The following is a 20,316-nucleotide window of genomic DNA, read 5'->3' on the forward strand; positions in this document are numbered from 1 at the left end:
CCGCGGCCCGGCCGGCTCAGCGTTGCGGGAGCGCCTGGGTTCCCTCGATCTGCACTGCCTGCAGCTGCCTCGGGTCCAGGCCCAGGGCAGCAAGGATGGTCGGGGCGATCTGCGTCGTCTCGACCGGCGCGGAAACCTTCTGCGCCTTGCCTCGGCCGGCGCCGGACACCACCAGCGGCACGTTGCGGTCGTCGGCACCGGCGCCGCCGTGCTCGGCGATCTTGCTGTGGCCGCCGGTGAAGACCACACCGGCCTGGGCGATGCCCAGGACGTCCGGGTAGCGGGAATCAGCGGCGGTGGTGCCGAAGTACTTCGCGGACCCGCTCCCGGCATGGACAGCGCTGAGCCCGGAGGACTGGACGGTCTTCGCCGTACCGGCAATGCCATTGCCGGCCGCAGCGTGCGCCAGCAGGTAGTCCTTGGCGAACTGGGCGGCTGCCTGCGAGTGGTCGGACAGCCACAACTGCATGATGTCATCGTCCGTGGAGAAGGCCACCAGGTCCGCGGACGACGCCGGGTGGGCAGCCTTCCATGCCGCGTTGAGGCCGGCGATGATGGCACCGTCCGGGACCCGGGTCAGCGCCGCCGGATTCATGGGCGACTGCCCGTGCTTGGCGGAGAGGATGATGGTGGTGTCCTTGCTGTTGCCCGTGGCCTTCAGCGCCGCCACCATGTTTCCAACCGACGCGTTGATGTAGTCCAGGGCCTTGCTCAGAAGCGGCCCCGGCGTGGCGCCGTCGGCCAGGTAGCCGCCCGCCAGGCCGTCCGACGTCGGAAGTTTCTGTGCCGTGGAAACGGACTGGAAATTCATGCCGAAGATGGCCGGGATCGCCGCGAACCTGGTCCCGGAATGGTCCTTGCCGTGGATTTCATTCAGGACGGCCCGGACCTTGTAGCCGTCGTACTGCTGGGTGGCGGCGTTGTCGGTGGTCCAGTCGGCCCCGGTGAAGGGCGCGGACGTGGTGGAGTTGATTTCCGGTGTGAAGAGGTCGTCAATGCCCTTGCCGGAGGGGCCGTTGAGGATCTCGTATGCTGCGTGCTTGTCCGACCACGCCGTGGTCAGCCCGGCGGCTTTCGCCACCTCGAAGACAGTGTTCACTTTCAGGTACTGGTGCGGGTAGACCGGCTTGCAGGTGGTCGGGTCCACCGGCAGCGCGGCCGGGTTCAGCAGCGTCTCCGGGTGGCCGGTCATGTTCATGATGCTGGCGGGCAGGCCACCGAGGCCCTGGCCTGCGTCCAGCGCGAGCGGGTTGGCGTCGGCCGCTTCGGTGTAGGCAACCTCGGCACCCGGGACGGCCTTGGCGCAGTCAGTGGTCCCGGCCGGCAGGAGCGCGCGATTGAAGGTGTCGTCGTAGTAGACGCCCGTAGTTTTCGGGTTTCCACCTGTCAGCTGGCCCACCATGCCGGGAAAGGAGTCCGACGGGACGGGCGTCTGCGCGTTGGTGTAGCTGGTCCCATGGTGCACCAGGGACGCAAGGGCGGAGCCCGGGTGGTTCTGCGAGTACCAATCCAGATCCTTCTGGTGCATGCCATCCACGGAGAGCAGGAGCACGTGCTTCGAGGTGCCGGGACGGCTGCTTGCGCCCTGGCCGTGGCCGGCGAGCGCCGGCGTCACGGTGGAGCCGGCAATCATGACCGCACCGAGAACTGCGGCCACCGCATTCTTTGTCATTGATTTCATCGAGACTTTTGTCCTTCGCCAATGGGGAGACGTCGGGGATGACGGTTCATCCCGTCTGGATTCTGCCAAGGCCCCGGCCCGATGGTGAGGACTTCGGCGCCTTCTCGCGCATTGTTCACCACAGATTCGGCCACGCGCCGCCAAACTCGGGGCTGATTCCCAGTTAGCGGCCTTGACTGATGTACGACGGCGACGTCCCCGCCACCCAGCCCGGCTCACCCTCGGCGGCACGCCGGACGGCCGTTGCCGGCGTGCGGCGCGGCCTCAGCGCCCGGACATGGCACCGGGCTGCCCTGGCATCGGCCCGGACCGCTGGCTCCATGCCCGCGGCATTGAATGGATCAGCGCCTGCCGCGCAGCCGGTTGGCGAGCCGGCGAAGGTGCTGCCGCCGGAAGGCGGCCTCGCAGGGCCCGTTGAAGATGATGAACTCGTCGAAGACGTGGGCACCGGGGCGCTCTGCCACGGCCCGGGCTGCGTCGCGGACCTCGCCCAGCTGCCCGACCGTCATCTGCAGCGGCGGCTCGTCGGGCTGGTAAAGCGTTCCCGCGGGATAGTCACGCCCGGGGAAGGTGGTCATTTCAATGTGGGAGCCCAAGACCCCCGTGGCCTGCCGGTCCCGGGCCAGGGCCCACATGCGGTCCAGGCTCTCGGTGAACGCGGCCATGTCCTCGACGTAGAGCCGGCCCCGGCAGACGGTGTCCCCCGTCAGCAGCCACCCCGTCCACGGGTCGTGGATGGTGATGGCCGCCTTCTGGTGCCCGGGCGTGTGGATGGCCTCCACGACCCGGCCGCCGAGGTCAAGGGCGGCGGGGCCGGCGTCGTCCGTGAACCCCCAAAAGGCGCGCACGGCGGCCAGGCCGGGACCCACCATCTCGGTGTCCGGCCGGCCCGCGAACTGTCCGTCCCCGGCAATGTGGTCGCCGTGGCCGTGGGTGTGCGCCACCACCAGCCCGCACCGCCCGCCGCCGCACGCGGGGTGCGCGGCGAGCCATTCGGCCATGATCGAATCCACCGTGGTTCGCAGCGGGAAAAGGGCAGGGTCGGCCGTGGCGCCGGTGTCCAGCAGCAGGGCCCGGCTGTTGCCGAAGAGCAGGTACAGGAACGGCGCCTCGAAGCTGGTGCCCTTGCTTTGGCGCAGGACGTAGCTGTGCTCGTCGTGGCGGTGGACCTGGATCAGCGGCCCGGCACCGGCACCCCCGCGCCGGCTGCCGTGGATCCAGCGGACGTCGAGGTTGGCCGGGACCGGCGCGCCGGCCAGGAAATCCACGGCGCCTATTGCTTGTAGCCTTCGACTTCGCTGGCCGGACGCACGCTGGCGTCGTCCGGGTTTTCCCCCACGTGGATGCGTGCCTGGCGCTGGCGGAGCAGGTCCCAGCACTGGTCCAGCTGGACCTCAATGGCCTTCAGCCGTGCCGCCCTCTCAGGCAGTTTCGTCTGGTCCGCACTGGTGTCCCGCAGCTCCTGTTCGGCCTTGACCAGCTCCTCGATCCTGTGGTGCACCTGGTTGTTGTCCATCCCGAGTCTCCCTCTTGTCCTCCGGCGCCGCTTGCGCTGTCCAGACCCACGTTAGTGCGCTACGGCCCCGGCGGCGAGGACCGCGTCCGCGTCCAGCAGGACCCTGGCGGCGACCTGGAGCCCCTCGATGCGGCCCAGCTCCACGTCCTCATGCTCGATGTTGACCAGCATGTCCGGGTCCACCTCGTGCAGGGCGCGCAGGAACTCCGTCCAAAAGGCGGTGTCGTGGCCCTTGCCGAGCGCCACAAAGTCCCAGGCCGCGTCCCTGGGCCACTCGTTGGCCCATTCGTCGCCGCCCAGGTTGGTCCGCGGCTCCTCCGGTGAGAGGCGCCGGAAGCGGTTGTCCAGGACGCCGTAGACGGCCGCGGCCGGGTTGATGCGGACGTCCTTTGCCGCGGCATGGAACACCAGCGGGCCCAGGGCGCGGACCACGGCAACGGGGTCCATCTGCTGCCAAAACAGGTGCGAGGCATCCAGCTCCACGCCAAGGTGCGTGGCGCCGGTGAGCTCCACCAGCTTGAAGACGTCGGCGGGGTTGAAGACCAGGTTCTGCGGGTGCAGTTCCAGCGCCACCTTCACGTCGAGGTCGCGGGCGAGGGCATCTGTCTCCTTCCAAAACTCCGCCGCAATGCCCCACTGGTAATCCAGCACGTCCAGCGCCGCCGAGTTCCAGGCGTTGACGATCCAGTTGGGCCGCGAGGCCCCCGGCTCTCCCCCGGGCAGCCCGGACATGGTCACGACCCGGTGCTGCCCCAGGCGGTTCGCCAGGCGGATGGAGCGCCGGATGTCCTCGGCGTGCTTGTCCCCGATGGCACGGTTGGGGTGCAGCGGGTTGCCATTGCAGTTCAGCCCGGCAATGTGCACCCCGGTCCCGTCAAAAATTGCCAGATAGTCGTCGCGGGCCGCGTCGCTTTCAAGGATCGCGTCGAAGGTGGGGATGTGGACGGCGGGCAGGAAGCCTCCGGAGTTGATTTCGATGCCGGTGAGGCCAAGGCTCCTCACCACGTCGAGTGCTTCAGGCAGGGGCCGGTCGTGCAGGACCGCGTTGTAGACGCCGAGTTTCATGCCGACGCCAGCTTTCCGGAATCGACGACGACGGCGCTTCCGCCGGCTTGGGCGGACCGGGCCACGGCGTCGAGCAGTTCCATGTTGTGGACCCCGTCGTCGAACGTGGCGTTGCGCGGGAGCGAGGCGGCCTGGTCAATGCCGGCCACCTCTTCAAGGAAGGCCCTGGCCTGATAGCCGAAGGCGTCGTTCTGGCCGAAGCCCACGCTGGGGGCGTCCATGGCCAGGCCGCCGCCGATGTAGGGGTGCTCCGGGCCGAGGATGACCTGGCGGTAGCCGCGCTGCGCGGATGCGCCGTCGTTGAGGAACAGGCCGATCTCGGCCGGGCGGCGCTGGTCAAAGGTGGCGGCCCCGTTTTCGCAGAACACCTCGAAGATCAGGCTGTTGGCGTGGCCGGCGGCAACCCTGGACACCTCGAAGCTGCCGACGCCCTGGTCAAACGTTGCCGAGAACGCCGCGTAGTCGTCATTCTCGACCCGCTCAAAGGTGTCGCCGACGGCTGCATGGTCGTGTCCCATGACGGCGCCCAGCGGCAGCGGCCGTTCGCCGATGACGGTGCTCAGCTGGCCCCCGTTGACGGAACGGACGTCCCCGCACAGGAACTCTGCCACGTAGGCCAGGTGGCTGCCGACGTCGGCCAGCGCGCCGGACCCGGCCGTGCCCTTGTAGCGCCAGCTCATGGGCGCCTGCGGGTTGGATCCGTAGTCGGTCCAGTAGCGGCCGCTGAAGTGCAGGACCTTGCCGAGGACCCCTGACTGGACCAGGTCCCGGATGTAGGCGATGCCGGGGGTGCGGCGGAAGGTGTAGCCGATGCGGGCGATGGACCGGGCATTGCGCGCGGCCTCGGCCATGGCCCGGGCGTCGGCCAGCGTGTCGCTCAGCGGCTTCTCGCACAGGACATGCTTGCCCGCGGCCAGCAGCCCCTCGACCACCTCGCGGTGGAGGGAGTTGGCGATGACGACGCTGACCACGTCGATGTCATCCGCCGCGGCAATGGCCTGCCAGGAGGTGTCGGAGCGTTCATAGCCGAAGCGCCTGGCGGCGTGGCTGCCAAATTCAGCGTTCACGTCGCCAATGGACACGAGCCGGATGGGCGGCAGAACGGGGTTGTACAGGGTGGACGCGGTGCGGAAGGCGGCAGCGTGCGCCTTGCCGGCCATGCCGGCGCCAATGACGGCTATCCCTAAACTCATGGAGGTTCTCCTTTGAAATCCAGCTTCGGAGCGTGACCCGGGCTGTGTTGTTTGGAGCGCTACAAATTGCGCCGGTTCAGTTAGGTTAGTTTCATCCATATGTCCTGTCAATATGTTTCCCGGTAGTCTCGTGTGTCAGAGACGAAAGGATTCTCCCGACGATGGCCACCACTGCTTCCAAGTCCAGGCGCCCCACCATCTCCGACGTGGCCAGGCGCGCCGGCGTTTCGACTTCCCTGGTGTCCCTGGTCCTGCAGGGCTCCCCGCTGGTGCGCGAACCCAAGCGGGCCGCCGTGGACGCGGCCATCAAGGAGCTGGGGTACCGCCCGAGCCGGGCCGCCGCGACCCTTGCCGGCGGCAGGACCAAAACCGTCGGGCTCATCATTGACGACTACCGCAACTTGTGGTTTGTTGAGCTCCTCCAGGGCTTGCAGTCCGAGCTTGACAAGCACGGCTACCACGTCACCGTGCTGGATTCGAAGGCCGGCGACGCCCCCGGGAACGGAGCCATTGACCAGCTGCTCTCCATGCGGGTTGACGGCATAGTGGTGGCCATGGATCCGCGCGACTCGATGCTTGAGGCGACCTGGGCCCCCACCGTTGTTGCCGGCTGGCGGGACCGGATCCCCGAAGGCGCCGACCTGATTGCCAATGACGACAGCGCCGGCGGGCGCCTCGCGGCCGGACACCTGCTGGAGCTGGGGCACACCCGGATCGGCCACCTGACGGGGTCGGGAGGGGCCGCGACCCACCGCCGGGCCGGCTTCCTCCTGCGCTGCGCCGAGGCGGGCCTGCCCGTGCGGCTTTGGGGGGAAGGCCACGGAACCAGCGAAGAGGACGGCTACCAGGCCGCCTGCGCACTCATGGACCACTTCCCCGACACGACGGCCATTTTTGCCGCCAATGACATCATGGCGGTGGGGGCCCTGGCGGCCCTGCGGGAACGGGGGCTGCAGGCGCCACGGGACGTTTCAGTCCTCGGCTACGACAATTCACCCCTGGCCATGTCGCGCTACCTTGATCTGAGCTCCGTCGACGCCAAAAGCGGCGACGTCGGCGCGGGAGCAGCACAGGCGCTGCTGGCCCGCATGGAGGATCCCGCCCGCACCCTGCTGCGGACGCTGATCCCGCCGGCGCTGGCACCGCGGGGCACCACGGCGCCCCTCGGCGCCCGAGCCGGGCACCGGCGTCGTGCATCCCAGGGGCCCCGGCCCCGGCCGGCACACGATTTATAGCGCTACAAACATTTTCCTCAAAAGTCTTGTGGCCCCATCCGGCGGCGCGTACAGTGATCCTCACGCACTCACTTTGTCTTGACAATAGGATGTGCTGCCCAGGCCCCTCCAACGGCCGCACCAGACCCCCTTGGGCCTTCCGCATCCCCGACGGGAGCGGCGTCCAACGGCAGTCCCACATATCAAAGGAGATCAATTGTGAGGAAGTTTTCTTGGCGCATGGCGGCGCTGACGGCCGCCGTGGTGCCCATGCTGGCGCTGAGCGCCTGTTCCAGTTCCGGCGGACGGACCACCGACACGGCCCCGGCGGGCAGCGGCGGACAGGCCGTGAGCACTCCCCGGCTCAACATTGCCCTGATCACGCACGCCCCGGCCGGGGACACCTTTTGGGACATTGTCCGCAAGGGTGCCCAGGAGGCGGCCAACAAGGACAACGTCAACCTGCTGTACACCTCCGACACCGACGCGGGCGGGCAGGCCCAGCTGGTCCAGCAGGCCATCGACCAGAAGGTGGATGGCATCGCCGTCACCCTGGCCACGCCCGACGCGCTCAAGGGAGTGCTGAAGAAGGCGGAGGACGCAGGCATTCCAGTGGTCAGCCTGAACTCCGGCGAGGATGTCTTCAAGAGCCTGGGCGCCTTCACGCACTTCGGCTCGGACGAGAACGTGGCCGGCGCCGCCGTCGGCACCCGGCTGGCAGCCGAAGGCGTCAAGCACCCGATCTGCGTCATCCAGGCCCAGGGGAACGTGGGGCTGCAGGCCCGCTGCGCCGGCGTCAAGTCCAAGGTCCCGGGCACGGAAATCCTTTACGTCCAGGGCACGGACATGACCCAGGTGGACTCGACGGTGACGGCCAAGTTGCAGGCCAATTCAAGCGTGGACGCCATCATCGGCCTGGGCGCGCCGATCACGCTGACCATTGTGAAGGACGTCGCCAGCCTCAACCTGCAGGACAAGGTCAAGGTGGCCTCCTTCGACCTGAACGCAACGCTGGCGCAGTCGATCATCGACGGCAAGGTGCAGTTCACGGTGGACCAGCAGCCCTGGCTGCAGGGCTATGACTCCATTGACGCCCTCTGGCAGTACAAGCGCGGCGGGTTCAAGGTGGGCGGCGGGCTGCCCGTGCTGACCGGACCATCCATCATTGACAAGACGAACGCCCCCGCCGTCCTCACGTTCGCCAAGGAAGGCATCCGCTAGGACCGGCCCGGGTCCCGGAAGGAGCCGCCGTGACGGCCCGGGTCCCGGAAGGAGCCGCCGTAACGGCCCGGGTCCCGGAAGGAGCCGCCGTAACGGCCCGGGTCCGGGAAGACCCTCCCGGACCCGGGCCGTCCGGGCTTTCAACCGGCGGCAATGGTCATGTTCTTCCACCATTGGGCGGTGATGGCAATGCCGAGCAACGCAACCCGGACGCAGAGGAAGAGCTGGATCGGGCTGACTGCCGCGGCGGCGGCCGGTCCACCCAGGCCCATCCACAGCCCGGGCGCCGCCTAGGGAAACCACGCCCCGGCTCCAAAAGCCGTCACAACCTGGTTGGCAACCACCAGCAATATCAGGGCGCCGACGCCGGGAAGGTAGCCGCGCGCGACGCTCGCCACCACGGCGAGGGGGCAGGCCAGCAGGGCTGCCATGGCGCCGGCGCACAATGCCCTGCCCGCGGCCTCCAAGGCCGCCGGCCCGGGGACGCCGAGTCCGATGACGGAGCCGGCGAGGAGGGCCGTCGCCACGCAGGCCAGGCAAAGGCCCAGGGACCAGGGCAGGATCACCATGAACTTCACACAGGCAAGCCGCCGCAGGCTGACCGGCAGTGCGAAGAGTCCCCCCACGGTCTTGTCGGTGAACTCGCGCCCGAAACTCCAGCACACCACGAACCCGATGCCCATCAGCGCCCCAACGGACAGCAGCATCCCCACCATCCCCAGATACCCGGCCCAGCCTGCCGTCGTCACCATGGCGGCGGCCTTGAGGCCGATCAGGCTGGATGGGGCGGAGTTCGCCGCAACCATGAACGCCGCGGCGAGCGCCGGAAGGCCGCCGGCAATCAGCGCGGAGACTGTGCGGACCACCGGCGCCCGGCGGAATTTTAGTGCCTCAAACTCCAGGGCCCGGCCGGACGTCCTCATGGTTGCCCCGGCCCCTGCGCGGCGGACCGCTGCTCATCGGACCGCTGCTGATCGGCCCGCAGCACCCGGTCAAAGAACTGCCGTTCAAGATCCACGGTCCCAGGCTGAAGATTGCCAATGACCCGTCCACGGTGGAGCACGCTGATCCGGCCGGCCATCCGCGCCACCTCGTCAAGGTGGTGGCTGGAGACCAGGATGGCGGCGCCGCTCGCCCGGCAGGCGTCCTGAAGCAGCTGGCGGAGAACGATGACGCCGCGCGGGTCCAGGGCGTTTCCCGGCTCGTCCAGAACAAGCATGGTGGGCCGGTGGACCAGGGCGGCGGCCAGTCCCAGCCGCTGTCTGTTTCCCAGCGACAGGGTCCCGGCGCGTCTGGCGGCATACTCCTCCAGCCCCAGGCTGTTCAAGGCCGCTTCGGGCGCAGAGCCGGCGTCTTTGCGGCCCATGCCGTGCAGGCGGGCCGAGGAATAGACGTTCTCCCGCACTGTCAGCTCCGGGTAGGCGAAGGGCGCCTCCAGCATTTGTCCGAGCCGGGACCAGGTCCGTGCCCCCGCCCCGGATACAGGCACTCCCGCCAGGGAGCCCGAGCCGCGGTCCGGGGCGGGCATGCCCAGCAGAATCCGCATCAGGGTCGTCTTTCCGGCCCCGTTCAGCCCGACCAGGGCGTGGATTTCAGCCGGCCCCACGTCCAGGGACACCCCGTCAAGGACGGGGAGTCCGCCCAGCGACTTGGTTATCCGGTCCGCCGCAATGACGGCAGGCACGGTCACGGGGAACCGTCCGCATCCCCCGCAGCGGTGGCCGGCCCGCCGATTTGTCCGCCCAGGAGGGCCAGTGCGGCATTCATGCGTTCCGGCAGATCCTGCCCGTCCGGTTCCGACGCCCAGTCCAAGAGGGCGGCCGTCAAGCCGCCAAGGCACGCACCGGCGGCAACCCGTGCCTCAACCCGTCCGACGCCGGTTCCCGTCAGGGCTGTGACGATCAGCTGCTCGGTCCTGCGGTTGTTTTCCCAGATGCCTGCCGCGAGCCTGGCGTGGCCCGCTATCAGCCTGATCCTGTCCCTGGTGGCGTTGATGGCCGGTTCCGGGATCGAGCCCCATGCCGCGGCCAGGCCCGTCCGGACACGCTCCAGCGCCGGCAACGTGCGGTCCTGTGCCGCCATGACATCCGCGATTACCGGGTCATAGGGGTCGTCGAAGACCACGGCGTCCTTGGTGGGAAAGTGCCGGAAGAAGGTCACCTGCGTAACCCCTGCCGCCGCGGCAATTTGGGCCACTGTGGTGCCGTCGAACCCACGCTGCCTGAAGAGCGCCATGGCCTGCTCCTGCAGGCGCGCCTTGGTCGTCGCAGCTTTTCCGATGCCAATAATGTTAGTCACTAACATTTCAAGGGGTCAAGGATGTGCCGCAACCCGGGAGGTCCGCCAAATGAGTCCTTGTCACCCCATGGAGACTGAGGATAATAATTCCCAAGGCCCAACAATTAGCCACCATCTTGCGGGCCCCGGCGGTCGGCTGTTTGCGGGGGCCGATGAGGGGTGGAGGAGTCACCATGGGGTGGTGTGCGAATGCCAGGAAGCGGCCATGCGCCTTGGCGGCCGCCGCGCTGCTGGCGCTCGCCGGCTGCAGCGCGTCACCGCCCGCGGCCGCCCCCCAGTCGCCCACGGCGGGCGGGATGACGGCAGGGTCCGCCAGCGACAGCGCCCGGGCGGGCGCGCCGGGGAGCACCGGCAATCCCGGGAACAACTCAGGTCCCAGGAACAATGGAAGTTCCGGGACAAACGGGAATAACGACGGCGGCGTGCTGGCCTGGGTTCCCCCCGGGCCAGTGGATCCAGCCGACCCCCCTCAAAGCCAGTGGTACGTGCTGCTGCAGGCCAAGGATTGCGACGGCCTGGCAGCCGCCGTCAACGCCGGCAACTCGACGACGTCCGACGGGTTCGCGCTGTGGAGTGCGGCCACGGCCGCCTGCCGGGCCGTGTACCAGGGCCAGGCATCCGGATGGACGGATGCCGCCGCCGGACTCGCGACACTGCAGCGGCCCGGAGACGACCGCTGCCTGGACCGGGCCGCCTACGACCTCGTCGCCGCCCTCGTGACGTTCCACTCGGAACACCCCGCCGCGGCGCCTTCCCCCGCGGCGGGGCCCGGAACGGCTTGCCCCTTGGGCCTGGTGGGGCTCGACGCACTTGACGGGCAGGGGGCCAGCAGCACGCCCTCGAGCGGATTGGCCGGAGGCCGCTTCCAGCTGGCCGGCCGCTTCCTAGACGTCGTGGCCGTCATGGTGGGCGGGCAACGCGTGGCGGCCGAGCCGGATCCGGACCAGCCCGGACGCTGGGACGCCGTCATCCCGCCCGCCGCGGCAGCGGGCACGGTCCAGATCACGGCCGTGGGAAGCGCCGGGGCCATCCCCGGCTCGCTCACGTTCACCTATCTATCCGGCTCATCCACGGCTCCGGATGCCACCACGCCCGGCCAGTCAAGTGTGGCCACGCCCTCGGAAGGGGACCTCGGCTGATGGCCGGCGGACCAGCCGACGGCGCCACACCCGACGCCACCACGGCGGGCGGCGCCACACCCGACGGCGCCACAGCAGGCGCCACGGCGGGCGGCACGGAGGCCCCGGACGGCGACGTCGCGACGCCGCTGGCGAAGGTCCTGGCGATCATTTCCTCGATCGGCCCTCCCGTCACGGTGGCCACGGCGCTGCTCGTCTACTTTGGCTGGGCACGCTCCGACGCCCAGGCCCGGGCCATGGGGCTGGACGTCAGCCTGTTTGGCTACTCCGTGCAGGACTACGCCCTGCGGAGCATCCGGTCATTGTTCTTTCCCCTTGTCTCGCTCCTGATTGCCGGCCTGGCGTGGCTGGCCGTCGACGGCTGGGTGCGCGGCCAGATGGAACCGGGGCGGCGGGGCCCGCTGATGGCCCGCCTGTCGGCAGCGGCGACCGTCGGCGGCACCGCCCTGGCCGGCGGCTGCTGGCTCCTGGCCGTGGTCCTACCCCGGGGGGCATTCCTGGCGGTTCCCTTCCTGATGGCTGCCGGCGTCCTGCTGGCCGAGTGGGGCGTGCGCCTGCACCGCCTCACGCTCGGGCAGCCGCCAAGGACCTCAGGGAGGCTGGTCCTCCAGCACCGGGCCCTGGAGGCCACATTCGTCTTCACGCTCGTGACGGTGCTGTTGTTCTGGGGCGTTTCGGATTTCGCCCAGGTGGTCGGGCGCGGCTTGGCGGCCGACGTCCAGGCCCAGCTGGCGTCGCTGCCGCGGGCGGACGTTTACAGCCATGCCGACCTCTCCATCGGCGCGCCCGGCGTGGCCCAGAACCGGCTCGGAACGGCGTCGGCACCTGTCTACAAATACACGGGCCTGCACCTCCTGGTCGTCAGCGGCGGACGCTTCTTTTTGCTGCCCGACGGCTGGACGCTGGCCCGGGGCACCGTCGTCGTCCTTCCTGACAACGACGACGTCCGGGTGGAGTTCGGCAACCGGTAAAGTCGCCACAGTGGCGGACGGGGCGCGGCGGCCGGACAGGCGGCGCCGGCCGGAAACCTGCTTTCCGAAGAACCCCCTTGACATGCCCCGGGGCGCGGAGGATTCTCAATTTCAACCATGCTGTTGCGGGCCCGACAGGACCACGGCATGGCGGTGAAGGAGGAACCACAATCATGGCCAGAACCAACTCGCGGTACGGATGGGTCCCCGACCTGCCCGACCAGCGCGACTTTCACTTCGCGGCAGCGGCAGCCGTGCAGGCAAGCCTGCCGCCCGTCGTCGACCTCACTCCCCAGTGCCCGCCGGTCTACGACCAGGGGCAGCTGGGCTCCTGCACCGGCAACGGCGTGGCCGGCGTGCTCCAGTTTGACGCCCTGAAGGAGGGCCTGGCTGACACCGCGGCGCCGTCGCGGCTTTTCATCTACTACAACGAGCGGGTCATCGAGGGAACGGTGAAGTCCGACTCCGGCGCCCAGATCCGCGACGGCATCAAGACCGTTTCCAAGACCGGCGCGTGTGACGAGACCCTCTGGCCCTACGACATCGCCAAGTTTGCGACCAAGCCGAAGGCGGCCTGCTACACAGCGGCCAAAAGCCACCGCGCGATAGTGTACTCGCGCGTCGGCCAGACGCTCGGCCAGCTGAAGGGCTGCCTCGCCTCCGGTTACCCGATCGTGTTTGGGTTCACCGTCTACGACAGCTTCGAAAGCAGCGAAGTGGCCAGCACCGGCGTGGTCCCCATGCCCGCCTCGGGAGAGGCGGTGCTGGGCGGGCACTGCGTGGTGGCCGTCGGCTATGACGACGCCGCCCAGCGGTTCACCATCCGCAACTCGTGGGGCGCGGGCTGGGGCAAGGCCGGGTACGCAACCATGCCTTACGCCTACCTCCTCAGCACATCGCTGGCCAGCGACTTTTGGACGGTGAAGTCCACGTCCTGACCCCGCGCGCCCGGATGCCAGTTTGGCCCCGGGACGCGCGGACTGACCAAACATGCTCACACGCCTGAAAGCGGCCGGACCGGTTGCGCGCTTTGCCATCGGGGTGGCCGCGGCGGCCGTCGGCCCGCTGCCGTTGACGGGATGCGCCTGCCGCCGCAGGGTCTCTGGGAGGTGGACACGCTTCCTGCCGACATGCCGCGGCCCTGCTGCCGTTCAATCGGTACATGCTGCCGTTCAGTCGGTACATGCTGCCGTTCATCGTCGCGGTCGTTGTGGCTGATTGCCGCCGCGGCAGGCGTGCCCATTTGGTGGACGGGTTCCGCGCTGTTGGTTGCGGTGGCTGCGCTGCGGTCAGCCGCGCCTACGCCTGCCACTCGCAGGATATGGCGCATCTCGCCGCACGGGCATTGGTCCGGACGCTGTGGGGCCCGCAGGGGTCGCTGCCGCAGGTCACGGCGGCCTCGGCGGTCGTGCCCTTGGGCCTGGCGGACCGCAGGATGGCACGACGGCGGCACCCCCTGCGTGCCCCCGCCCCCTGAGCCCTCGGCCCGGCGTCCCCGACCCGGACGACGACCGTGGTCTCCAAGTCCACCAGCTTGAGCGTTCCCGTCCTGGCGCAGACAATCCACGCCATCGACACGGACGGCAGCATCCTGCTCACCGTCCCCGCGTCCAGGAGCCTTCCGCCGCGCCAGGCCTCGATGTATTCGCCGGTGTGGAGTTCTTCGGGCCGATGGATGCCCGGTAGTGCCTGGATGTCTGTCACGTTGAGCTCCTTTCCTGCCCTGCCCCCGGCTTCAATCCTGCCGGAGGCACGCCCGTGCCGTAAGGGGAAGGGTGGGTCGGCCGATCCTAGGAAACGCCGGAGGTGGCTCAGCCTGGCCGGTACGGCGCGGCCGCCGGGGCTGGCCGCGGCCGGCACCCGCCCGCTACACCCGGCCCGCGCCGTCGAGCTTGCCCTGGAGCACAGCGCGTTCGGCGGCGTTTCCGCACAGCTCGACGGCCCGCCGCAGTTCGGCCCGCGCCTCCTCGACGCGGCCGAGCCGCAGGAGCAGTTCGCCTCGGATGGACGGAAGCAGGTGTGATTCCGCCAGCCCGCCCTGGGCGGCGACCGCGTCGAGCACGCCGAGGCCGGCCGCCGGGCCCGACGCCATCGCCACCGCCACGGCGCGGTTGAGCTCGATGACGGGCGACGGCGCCAGCTTCCCCAGTGCCCTGTAGAGCGCGACGATCCGCGGCCAGTCCGTCTCGGCCACGGACCGCGCCACGGCGTGGCACTCGGCGATCGACGCCTGGAGGCCGTACGCCCCGAGGCCCCGGCCGGCCGCCGAGGCCTGCGCCAGGGCGGCCCGGCCGCGCCGGACCGCCGACTGGTCCCACAGCCTGCGGTCCTGGTCCTCCAGCAGCACCGGCCGTCCCGCGGCGTCCAGGCGTGCGGGAAACCGGGCGGCGGTCAATTCCATCAGCGCGAGCAGCCCGGACACCTCCGGGTCCGGTGCCAGCCTGACCAGCACGCGGGCCAGCCGTCGGGCCTCCGAGGCCAGGTCCGCGCGGATCCAGTCCGAACCACCGGATGCGTATGACCCCTCCGTGAAGATCAGGTAGACCACCTGGAGCACGGAGCCCAGCCGCGCGGCCCGTTCCTCCGGCGGGGGCACGGCAAAAGGGACGTCAGCGGCGGCCAGCGCCTTCTTGGCCCGGGTGATGCGGGCCTGGATGGTCGGCTGGGGCACCAGGAAGGCCTTGGCGATCTCGGCCGTGCCCAGGCCTCCCACCACGCGCAGGGTCAGGGCAATCCGTGCCTCCCTGGCCAGGACGGGGTGGCAGGAAATGAACATCAACGCGAGGACGTCGTCGTCGATCGCCTCGGGGTCAAACAGGGCATCCGCCCCGGGCTCCTCCTCGTCCAGCCCGCGGGCCAGCAGCGCATAGCGTTCGTCGCGCGCGGACCTCCGCCGGAAGGCGTCAATGGCGCGGCGGCGGCCCACCGTCAGCAGCCACCCCACCGGCTGGGCGGGCACGCCGTCCACGGCCCAGGACACCAGTGCCTCGGCCAGGGCTTCCTGGGCCAGGTCCTCGCCCAGCGGAAAGTCGCCCGTGTACCTGGCCAGGGCGCCGACGATCCGGGCGGACTCCATCCGCCACACCGCCTCGACGGCGCCCCGCGCATTCTCCGTGCCGGCGTGTTGGCTCACACCGGTCAGAGCTGCCCGGTCCGCTCGCGCCAGGCCCGTTCCTTACGGATCCATTCATTGTCCTGCGGGAACTCGTCGATGGTGGGGACGCGGCGGATCTCAGCCTTGCTCCCCTGCATGTAGGGCGCCCGCTTGGCCCATTCGACGGCCTCCTGGATCGATGCGACATCGACGATGTAAAAGCCGTTGAACAGTTCCTTCGTCTCCCCGTAGGGTCCGTCGGTGACGACCGGGGTCTCCCCCGTGTAGTCGACGACGACGCCCTCCGCCGGGTCCGCCAGGCCCTCGGCCGCAAGCAGGACGCCCGCCCGGATCATCTGGTCGGTGAACTTGCCCATCGCGTTCATGATGTCGGTGAAGTCGACGTCCTTGAACGCAGCCTGCGATTCGTCGGTTGCCCGCCAGATCAGCATGTACTTGGCCATGGTGTACTCCTTGTGTGTGGAAGGTCGCCTCTCGACCTTCTCACCCCTTGGTCGAACGGCGCGAGCCCCGATCGACAGCGGGCGGCGATTTCCTTCGCCCGCCGACGGGGCGGGCCTCGGGCGCGGGCGGGCGCCTGCCGGCCGGAGGGCCGTTGCGGGTAGGCTCGTGGACAACTCCGGCAGGCGCGGCTGAACCGGCTGGCCGTCCCGTCAGCATTGAGAAAGGCAGGGAAACCGTTGCCATGAAGGCCGTCGAGACGATGGAGCGGTTCCGCACGGCAGTCGCCGGGTGGGCCGCCGGCGACTGCCGTGCCGCGGACTCGGCCCTGGCCCTCGCGCAGAACGTCCACACCGTCATTCTCGTGGAAGGTGCGAGCGACGCAGCCGCCGTCGAGGCCCTGGCCGAACGCCGGGGAATGAAGCTCGACGCCGGGGGCGTCGCCACCGTGCCCATGGGCGGCGCCACGAACGTTGCCCGGTATGCGGGACTGCTGGGGCCCTCCGGGCTTGGCCTCCAGCTGGCCGGCCTGTGCGACGCCGGCGAAGAGCGATTTTTCATGCGCGGCCTAGAACGGGCCGGCCTGGGCCCGTGCACCACCCGGACCGGCTTGGAGCGGCGCGGTTTCCACGTGTGCGTTGCCGGCCTTGAGGACGAGTTGATCCGCGCCCTGGGTGCGCCGGCCGTTGAGGAAATCATTGAGGAACACTGCGAGTTGCGCTCGTTCAGGCTCTTCCAGAACCAGCCGGCCCAGCGCGCCAGGTCCGTGGAGCGCCAGCTCCGGCGATTCATGGGCACCCACAGCGGCCGCAAGATCAGCTATGGGCGCTTCCTGGTGGACGGACTGGACCTGGCCCGCGTCCCTGCCCCGCTGGACCAACTCGTCTCGAGCCTGTAGCAACAGGCCTCTGCGGCCAGGGGCCAAATCGGTTCCGGAAGGGCTGTTGCCCGCCGGTGGAGCGGGCTAGGGTTGGTGGCGGAACAATTCCGCCTCCGCCCACCCCAGGAGTTCCGCCATGACCACCCTTCCCGGCCGCCCCAACACCGCACTGCTCATCATTGACGTCCAGAAGGGCGTTGTGGACGAAGCCTATGGCCGCGGCTCCGTCGTCGCGAACATAGCCTCCCTGGTGGAGAAGGCCCGCGTTGAGGGGACCCCCGTGGTGTGGGTCCAGCATTCCGACGAGGAGCTTCAAAAGGGCAGCGAGGCCTGGGAGTACGTCCCGGAGCTGGTCCGCCGGGAGGCGGAGCCACTGGTTCACAAGTCCTACGGCGACTCGTTTGAGGGCACGGATCTGGAGGACATCCTGGCCAGGGCCGGTGTGGGCCGGCTCGTGGTGGCCGGGGCCGAGACGGACGCCTGCATCCGCTCCACCATCCACGGCGCGTTTACGCGCGGTTATGACGTGACGCTGGTGGGCGACGCGCACACCGCCGGGGACAAGAGTGCGTGGGGCGCCCCGCCGGTGGAGGCCGTCATTGCGCATACCAACCTCTATTGGCAGTTCCAGGACGCGCCTGGGCGCACGGCCGCCGTCACCAGGGCCGAGGACATCAGCTTCACCGGCTGAGCGCACGCGCGGACGGCCGACATCCGTTCAGGTGGCCAGCAACGTGCCCGGTCAGGTGTGCAGCAAGCGGCCTTCCGCCAGTGCCAAGACGCTGGCGAACGCGCGGGTTCCCACATTGTCCGTCCTCCCACGGACCACGGCGGGGGCGCGGTCAGCGGAAAGCGGGGATGCCGGTGATGTGGCTGCCCAGGATCAGGGTGTGGACCTCGTCGGTGCCCTCGTAGGTGCGCACCGATTCCAGGTTGTTGGCATGGCGCAACGGCGAGTAGTCCAAGGTGATGCCGTTACCGCCGAGGATGGCCCGGGCGTCGCGGCAGATCTTGATGGCCTCGCGGCAATTGTTCAGCTTGCCCACCGAGATCTGCACCGGCTCCAGCGTTCCTGCGTCCTTCATGCGGCCGGTGTGGATGGCCAGCAGGGTACCCTTCTGGATTTCCAGGAGCATGTTCACCAGCTTTTGCTGGGTCAGCTGGTAGGCAGCCAGCGGCTTGTCGAACTGCAGGCGCTCGAGCGAGTATTTCAGCACACATTCGTAGCTGTCCCGGGCCGCGCCCATGGCGCCCCAGATGATCCCGTAGCGTGCCTCGTTCAGGCAGGAGAACGGCCCGCGCAGGCCCTTCGCGCCGGGCAGGATGGCGGAGGCCGGCAGCCGGACGCCGTCGAACTTAAGGTCACACTGGATCGAGGCGCGCATCGAGAGCTTCGGCTCAATCACCGTGGCCGAGAACCCTTCGATGTCGGTGGGGACCAGGAAGCCGCGCACGCCCTCCTCCGTGGAGGCCCAGACCACCGCGACCTGGGCGATGGAGGCCAGGCCGATCCACCGCTTGGCACCGCTGAGCACCCAGCCAGTCTCGGTGCGCACGGCGCGGGTCGCCATGGATGACGGATCGGAGCCGGCCGTCGGCTCGGTCAGCCCGAAGCAGCCAATGACCTCCCCCCGCGCCATGCCGGGCAGGTAGGTGTTCTTCTGTTCCTCGCTCCCCCACTTGTGGATGGCGGTCATGGCGAGCGAGCCCTGCACCGAGACAAAGGTGCGCAGGCCCGAATCCCCGGCCTCCAGCTCCATCTCGGCGATGCCGTATTCCACCGCCGAACGCCCGGGGCACCCATACCCCGTCAGGTGCATGCCCAACAGCCCCAGGGCGCCCATCTCCTTGACGACCTCCACCGGGAAAAAGGCGTCCTCGTACCAGGCGGCAATATTCGGGCGGATCCGTGCATCCACAAAGGCGCGCACCGTGTCCCGCAGTTCCAGCTCGTCGGCGGTAAGCAAGGCATCAAGGTTCAAAACATCGGAGTTGGCCAGGACGGCCGTGCTGTTCTCTGTGGCGGGGGCGTTCACTGTAAGCCTCTTTCCAAGGGTCTTCGGGGTTGGCTGCGTGCGCTTGCTGCGAGTTTAGCGGCCTGCGGCGGAGAGCGGGCTGTCGTTGGGCAGCACGGCGTCTTTGTCGTCGCCGAGTTCCGGCGGCGTGTCACGGGCCCGGGGGCGTTGACTGCTGAAATTGACGGGGAAGGCCACTGGCTGCAGCGCCCCGATGGCACGGCCATCCATGCGCGGCCGCAGGGCCCTCGTCCGCAGGGCCCGCAGCCGCAGGGCCCGCGCCCGCTGGGCCCGTGGCGGCTGCCGGGCGCGCAAGGCGCGGGGCGCCGTCGTCCGCCATCAGGATTTGCCGAAGCCCGGGTGTGTTCCGCAAGAATGGAAGCATGGACGTCACTGAACTGTTGGACCGGTCGGCTGAACTCAAGAGCGCCCTGGTGGACTATGCCACGTCGCCGGGGTTTGCGCGCCGCCTGGCCGAGGCCCTCAAGTCGGCTGAAACGGAGGGACGGCCGTCAATGGAGGAGTTCGCCGACGCCGTGGAGCAGATGCTGTTTGAGCCGTCACTCGACGGGCGCGAAGCGCTGCTTCACCGGTTCCTGCGGACCAACAAGGCCCTGTCGCCGGATGACCGGGCCGTGTACGAGGACTGGCGCGACCGCAATGTCCTGGGCGCCTTCCGCATCGTCTCGAACCACCGTATGTGGATGGTCCTGCACAACCTCATCGACGAACTCGACTACCAGGCCCATCCCACAGCCGGGCTGGAGCAGCTTCCCCACGTCAAACCCGGCGGCTACGTGGTTACACGCCTCGTGCCAGTGGGCGGCATCTGGACGGTCAGCGGCAACTTGAGGTTTTTCGGTGCCAACGATCTGCCGCAGGTGCGGCGTTTTGCGGCATCCCTGCTCCGAAGGATGCCGCAACTGGCCTTCCGCAACCCGGAGAAGCTGGAAAACGCGCGCGACACGGTCCGGAAACACCACGACATTTTTGTCCGGCTGTTTGGTGGCAATGTGCTTCGGGGGACAGGCGCGGAAGCTGTTGCGGCGTACCGGCGGTTTCTGGACGCCTGCGGTTCCGAGCTGGCCAGGCCGGACACCGATCCGGCAACGATCCGCACCGGCGCGCAGCTTGCCCCCGATTCCGGCATTCCGCCCGAGATCCTCGAGTCGGCCGACGTCGCGCTGTTCCACCACCCGGTCAAGTCCATTTCCTTCCTGCTACATTACGGCGAGCTCGAGGATGCCCACCGGTTCCCACCCCGTGACACGCACGACGCCGGGGCGGTGCGCGGCTTTGTGGAGGACTCCACCACCCCGGCCTATGTCCTGCAGGAGCTTGCCTCACGGTTCCCCGGCACCGTCAATGCAACGTACCGCGTGGCCCTGTCGCAACCCGATTTCGACTGGGACCGCGACGGCGAGGCCCTGCTGCGCCGGCACAAGCCGGACAGCTTCAGGGAGCAGGACGTGCCGGCCATCAGCACGGTCCCTGCCCTTCTCGTCGAGGAATACCGCAAGAGCGTGGAGGGGTAGACCCGTCCCCGGCCGGCGGTGGGCCGCGGCCG

General features: G+C 69.1%; 22 protein-coding genes. 8 read left to right on the forward strand and 14 right to left on the reverse strand.

Going from position 1 to position 20,316, the window contains the following annotated elements:
- Positions 1-16: 16 nt before the first annotated feature.
- From G6034_RS12870 to G6034_RS12890, 5 genes are all read right to left on the reverse strand, one after another.
- Complete coding sequence (locus G6034_RS12870) at positions 17-1,672, reverse strand: alkaline phosphatase family protein (RefSeq protein ID WP_176635577.1); 1,656 nt, start codon at positions 1,670-1,672, stop codon at positions 17-19.
- Positions 1,673-2,022: 350 nt separating this feature from the next.
- Positions 2,023-2,949: an MBL fold metallo-hydrolase gene (locus G6034_RS12875; protein ID WP_176635515.1), complete on the reverse strand. Its 927-nt coding sequence runs from the start codon at positions 2,947-2,949 to the stop codon at positions 2,023-2,025.
- A 5-nt stretch (positions 2,950-2,954) separates the two neighbouring features.
- Entirely contained in the window at positions 2,955-3,197 is a 243-nt protein-coding gene (locus tag G6034_RS12880) for a DUF2630 family protein (protein ID WP_176635516.1), read from the reverse strand.
- Between the two features lie 51 nt (positions 3,198-3,248).
- Entirely contained in the window at positions 3,249-4,262 is a 1,014-nt protein-coding gene (locus G6034_RS12885) for a sugar phosphate isomerase/epimerase family protein (protein WP_176635517.1), read from the reverse strand.
- Entirely contained in the window at positions 4,259-5,455 is a 1,197-nt protein-coding gene (locus G6034_RS12890; protein ID WP_176635518.1) for a Gfo/Idh/MocA family protein, read from the reverse strand. Before G6034_RS12890 ends, G6034_RS12885 begins: the two co-directional genes overlap by 4 nt.
- A gap of 161 nt (positions 5,456-5,616) precedes the next feature.
- Here G6034_RS12890 and G6034_RS12895 point away from each other — a divergent pair, with 161 nt between their 5' ends.
- Positions 5,617-6,690: a LacI family DNA-binding transcriptional regulator gene (locus tag G6034_RS12895; RefSeq protein ID WP_176635519.1), complete on the forward strand. Its 1,074-nt coding sequence runs from the start codon at positions 5,617-5,619 to the stop codon at positions 6,688-6,690.
- A 198-nt stretch (positions 6,691-6,888) separates the two neighbouring features.
- Complete coding sequence (locus tag G6034_RS12900) at positions 6,889-7,890, forward strand: sugar ABC transporter substrate-binding protein (protein ID WP_343038045.1); 1,002 nt, start codon at positions 6,889-6,891, stop codon at positions 7,888-7,890.
- Positions 7,891-8,030: 140 nt separating this feature from the next.
- Here G6034_RS12900 and G6034_RS20170 read toward each other — a convergent pair whose 3' ends face one another.
- From G6034_RS20170 to G6034_RS12915, 4 genes are read right to left on the reverse strand one after another with little or no spacing between them, the layout of a single operon-like run.
- Positions 8,031-8,162, reverse strand: a complete 132-nt coding sequence (locus G6034_RS20170; protein ID WP_281375478.1) for a hypothetical protein — start codon at positions 8,160-8,162, stop codon at positions 8,031-8,033.
- Positions 8,163-8,180: 18 nt separating this feature from the next.
- Entirely contained in the window at positions 8,181-8,813 is a 633-nt protein-coding gene (locus tag G6034_RS12905; protein ID WP_176635520.1) for an ABC transporter permease, read from the reverse strand.
- Positions 8,810-9,580 carry an ABC transporter ATP-binding protein gene (locus G6034_RS12910; protein ID WP_343038047.1) on the reverse strand — a complete coding sequence of 257 codons (771 nt, stop codon included), beginning with the start codon at positions 9,578-9,580 and terminating at the stop codon, positions 8,810-8,812. Before G6034_RS12910 ends, G6034_RS12905 begins: the two co-directional genes overlap by 4 nt.
- On the reverse strand, positions 9,577-10,194 hold the full coding sequence (locus G6034_RS12915) for a TetR family transcriptional regulator (protein ID WP_425485526.1): 618 nt from the start codon (positions 10,192-10,194) through the stop codon (positions 9,577-9,579). Before G6034_RS12915 ends, G6034_RS12910 begins: the two co-directional genes overlap by 4 nt.
- A 167-nt stretch (positions 10,195-10,361) precedes the next feature.
- Between G6034_RS12915 and G6034_RS12920 the strand changes: the two genes are divergently transcribed.
- The 3 genes from G6034_RS12920 (at position 10,362) to G6034_RS12930 (ending at position 13,236) form a co-directional block, all read left to right on the forward strand.
- Positions 10,362-11,327, forward strand: a complete 966-nt coding sequence (locus tag G6034_RS12920) for a hypothetical protein (protein WP_176635521.1) — start codon at positions 10,362-10,364, stop codon at positions 11,325-11,327.
- Complete coding sequence (locus G6034_RS12925) at positions 11,327-12,298, forward strand: hypothetical protein (RefSeq protein ID WP_246295794.1); 972 nt, start codon at positions 11,327-11,329, stop codon at positions 12,296-12,298. The genes G6034_RS12920 and G6034_RS12925 overlap by 1 nt, the downstream gene beginning before the upstream one ends.
- Positions 12,299-12,471: 173 nt before the next feature.
- Positions 12,472-13,236 (forward strand): C1 family peptidase, encoded by a 765-nt coding sequence (locus tag G6034_RS12930; protein ID WP_176635522.1) that lies wholly within the window; start codon positions 12,472-12,474, stop codon positions 13,234-13,236.
- Between the two features lie 361 nt (positions 13,237-13,597).
- On the opposite strand, the gene G6034_RS12935 is transcribed toward G6034_RS12930, so the two are convergent.
- The 3 genes from G6034_RS12935 to G6034_RS12945 form a co-directional block, all read right to left on the reverse strand.
- Positions 13,598-14,002 carry a hypothetical protein gene (locus G6034_RS12935; RefSeq protein ID WP_176635523.1) on the reverse strand — a complete coding sequence of 135 codons (405 nt, stop codon included), beginning with the start codon at positions 14,000-14,002 and terminating at the stop codon, positions 13,598-13,600.
- A 163-nt stretch (positions 14,003-14,165) separates the two neighbouring features.
- A complete protein-coding gene (locus G6034_RS12940; protein ID WP_176635582.1) occupies positions 14,166-15,374 on the reverse strand; it encodes an RNA polymerase sigma factor in 1,209 nt (402 codons plus the stop codon).
- 62 nt (positions 15,375-15,436) lie between these two features.
- On the reverse strand, positions 15,437-15,856 hold the full coding sequence (locus G6034_RS12945; RefSeq protein ID WP_176635524.1) for a YciI family protein: 420 nt from the start codon (positions 15,854-15,856) through the stop codon (positions 15,437-15,439).
- 242 nt (positions 15,857-16,098) lie between these two features.
- On the opposite strand from G6034_RS12945, the gene G6034_RS12950 reads away from it, so the two are divergent.
- Complete coding sequence (locus G6034_RS12950) at positions 16,099-16,752, forward strand: TOPRIM nucleotidyl transferase/hydrolase domain-containing protein (RefSeq protein ID WP_176635525.1); 654 nt, start codon at positions 16,099-16,101, stop codon at positions 16,750-16,752.
- A gap of 118 nt (positions 16,753-16,870) precedes the next feature.
- The gene (locus tag G6034_RS12955) at positions 16,871-17,425 is read left to right on the forward strand and encodes an isochorismatase family protein (protein ID WP_176635526.1); all 555 of its coding nucleotides are present in this window, start codon (positions 16,871-16,873) and stop codon (positions 17,423-17,425) included.
- A 151-nt stretch (positions 17,426-17,576) separates the two neighbouring features.
- Here the strand turns inward: G6034_RS12955 and G6034_RS12960 are convergent, their stop codons facing one another.
- Entirely contained in the window at positions 17,577-18,734 is a 1,158-nt protein-coding gene (locus G6034_RS12960; protein ID WP_218063903.1) for an acyl-CoA dehydrogenase family protein, read from the reverse strand.
- A gap of 90 nt (positions 18,735-18,824) precedes the next feature.
- Positions 18,825-18,980 (reverse strand): hypothetical protein, encoded by a 156-nt coding sequence (locus G6034_RS12965; protein WP_176635528.1) that lies wholly within the window; start codon positions 18,978-18,980, stop codon positions 18,825-18,827.
- A 152-nt stretch (positions 18,981-19,132) separates the two neighbouring features.
- Between G6034_RS12965 and G6034_RS12970 the strand changes: the two genes are divergently transcribed.
- Entirely contained in the window at positions 19,133-20,284 is a 1,152-nt protein-coding gene (locus G6034_RS12970; RefSeq protein ID WP_176635529.1) for a hypothetical protein, read from the forward strand.
- Positions 20,285-20,316: the final 32 nt, after the last annotated feature.

It is taken from the genome of Arthrobacter wenxiniae, assembly GCF_013376105.1.
Lineage (GTDB): Bacteria > Actinomycetota > Actinomycetes > Actinomycetales > Micrococcaceae > Specibacter > Specibacter wenxiniae.

What these genes read in the sequence shown, in the direction of transcription:
- G6034_RS12870 (WP_176635577.1), bottom strand. Translation starts at nt 1,672, where the DNA reads ATGACAAAGAATGCGGTGGCCGCAGTTCTCGGTGCGGTCATGATTGCC.
- G6034_RS12880 (WP_176635516.1), bottom strand. Translation starts at nt 3,197, where the DNA reads ATGGACAACAACCAGGTGCACCACAGGATCGAGGAGCTGGTCAAGGCC.
- G6034_RS12885 (WP_176635517.1), bottom strand. Translation starts at nt 4,262, where the DNA reads ATGAAACTCGGCGTCTACAACGCGGTCCTGCACGACCGGCCCCTGCCT.
- G6034_RS12890 (WP_176635518.1), bottom strand. Translation starts at nt 5,455, where the DNA reads ATGAGTTTAGGGATAGCCGTCATTGGCGCCGGCATGGCCGGCAAGGCG.
- G6034_RS12895 (WP_176635519.1), top strand. Translation starts at nt 5,617, where the DNA reads ATGGCCACCACTGCTTCCAAGTCCAGGCGCCCCACCATCTCCGACGTG.
- G6034_RS20170 (WP_281375478.1), bottom strand. Translation starts at nt 8,162, where the DNA reads ATGGGCCTGGGTGGACCGGCCGCCGCCGCGGCAGTCAGCCCGATCCAG.
- G6034_RS12905 (WP_176635520.1), bottom strand. Translation starts at nt 8,813, where the DNA reads ATGAGGACGTCCGGCCGGGCCCTGGAGTTTGAGGCACTAAAATTCCGC.
- G6034_RS12915 (WP_425485526.1), bottom strand. Translation starts at nt 10,194, where the DNA reads ATGTTAGTGACTAACATTATTGGCATCGGAAAAGCTGCGACGACCAAG.
- G6034_RS12920 (WP_176635521.1), top strand. Translation starts at nt 10,362, where the DNA reads ATGGGGTGGTGTGCGAATGCCAGGAAGCGGCCATGCGCCTTGGCGGCC.
- G6034_RS12925 (WP_246295794.1), top strand. Translation starts at nt 11,327, where the DNA reads ATGGCCGGCGGACCAGCCGACGGCGCCACACCCGACGCCACCACGGCG.
- G6034_RS12930 (WP_176635522.1), top strand. Translation starts at nt 12,472, where the DNA reads ATGGCCAGAACCAACTCGCGGTACGGATGGGTCCCCGACCTGCCCGAC.
- G6034_RS12940 (WP_176635582.1), bottom strand. Translation starts at nt 15,374, where the DNA reads ATGGAGTCCGCCCGGATCGTCGGCGCCCTGGCCAGGTACACGGGCGAC.
- G6034_RS12945 (WP_176635524.1), bottom strand. Translation starts at nt 15,856, where the DNA reads ATGGCCAAGTACATGCTGATCTGGCGGGCAACCGACGAATCGCAGGCT.
- G6034_RS12950 (WP_176635525.1), top strand. Translation starts at nt 16,099, where the DNA reads ATGAAGGCCGTCGAGACGATGGAGCGGTTCCGCACGGCAGTCGCCGGG.
- G6034_RS12955 (WP_176635526.1), top strand. Translation starts at nt 16,871, where the DNA reads ATGACCACCCTTCCCGGCCGCCCCAACACCGCACTGCTCATCATTGAC.
- G6034_RS12965 (WP_176635528.1), bottom strand. Translation starts at nt 18,980, where the DNA reads ATGGATGGCCGTGCCATCGGGGCGCTGCAGCCAGTGGCCTTCCCCGTC.
- G6034_RS12970 (WP_176635529.1), top strand. Translation starts at nt 19,133, where the DNA reads ATGGACGTCACTGAACTGTTGGACCGGTCGGCTGAACTCAAGAGCGCC.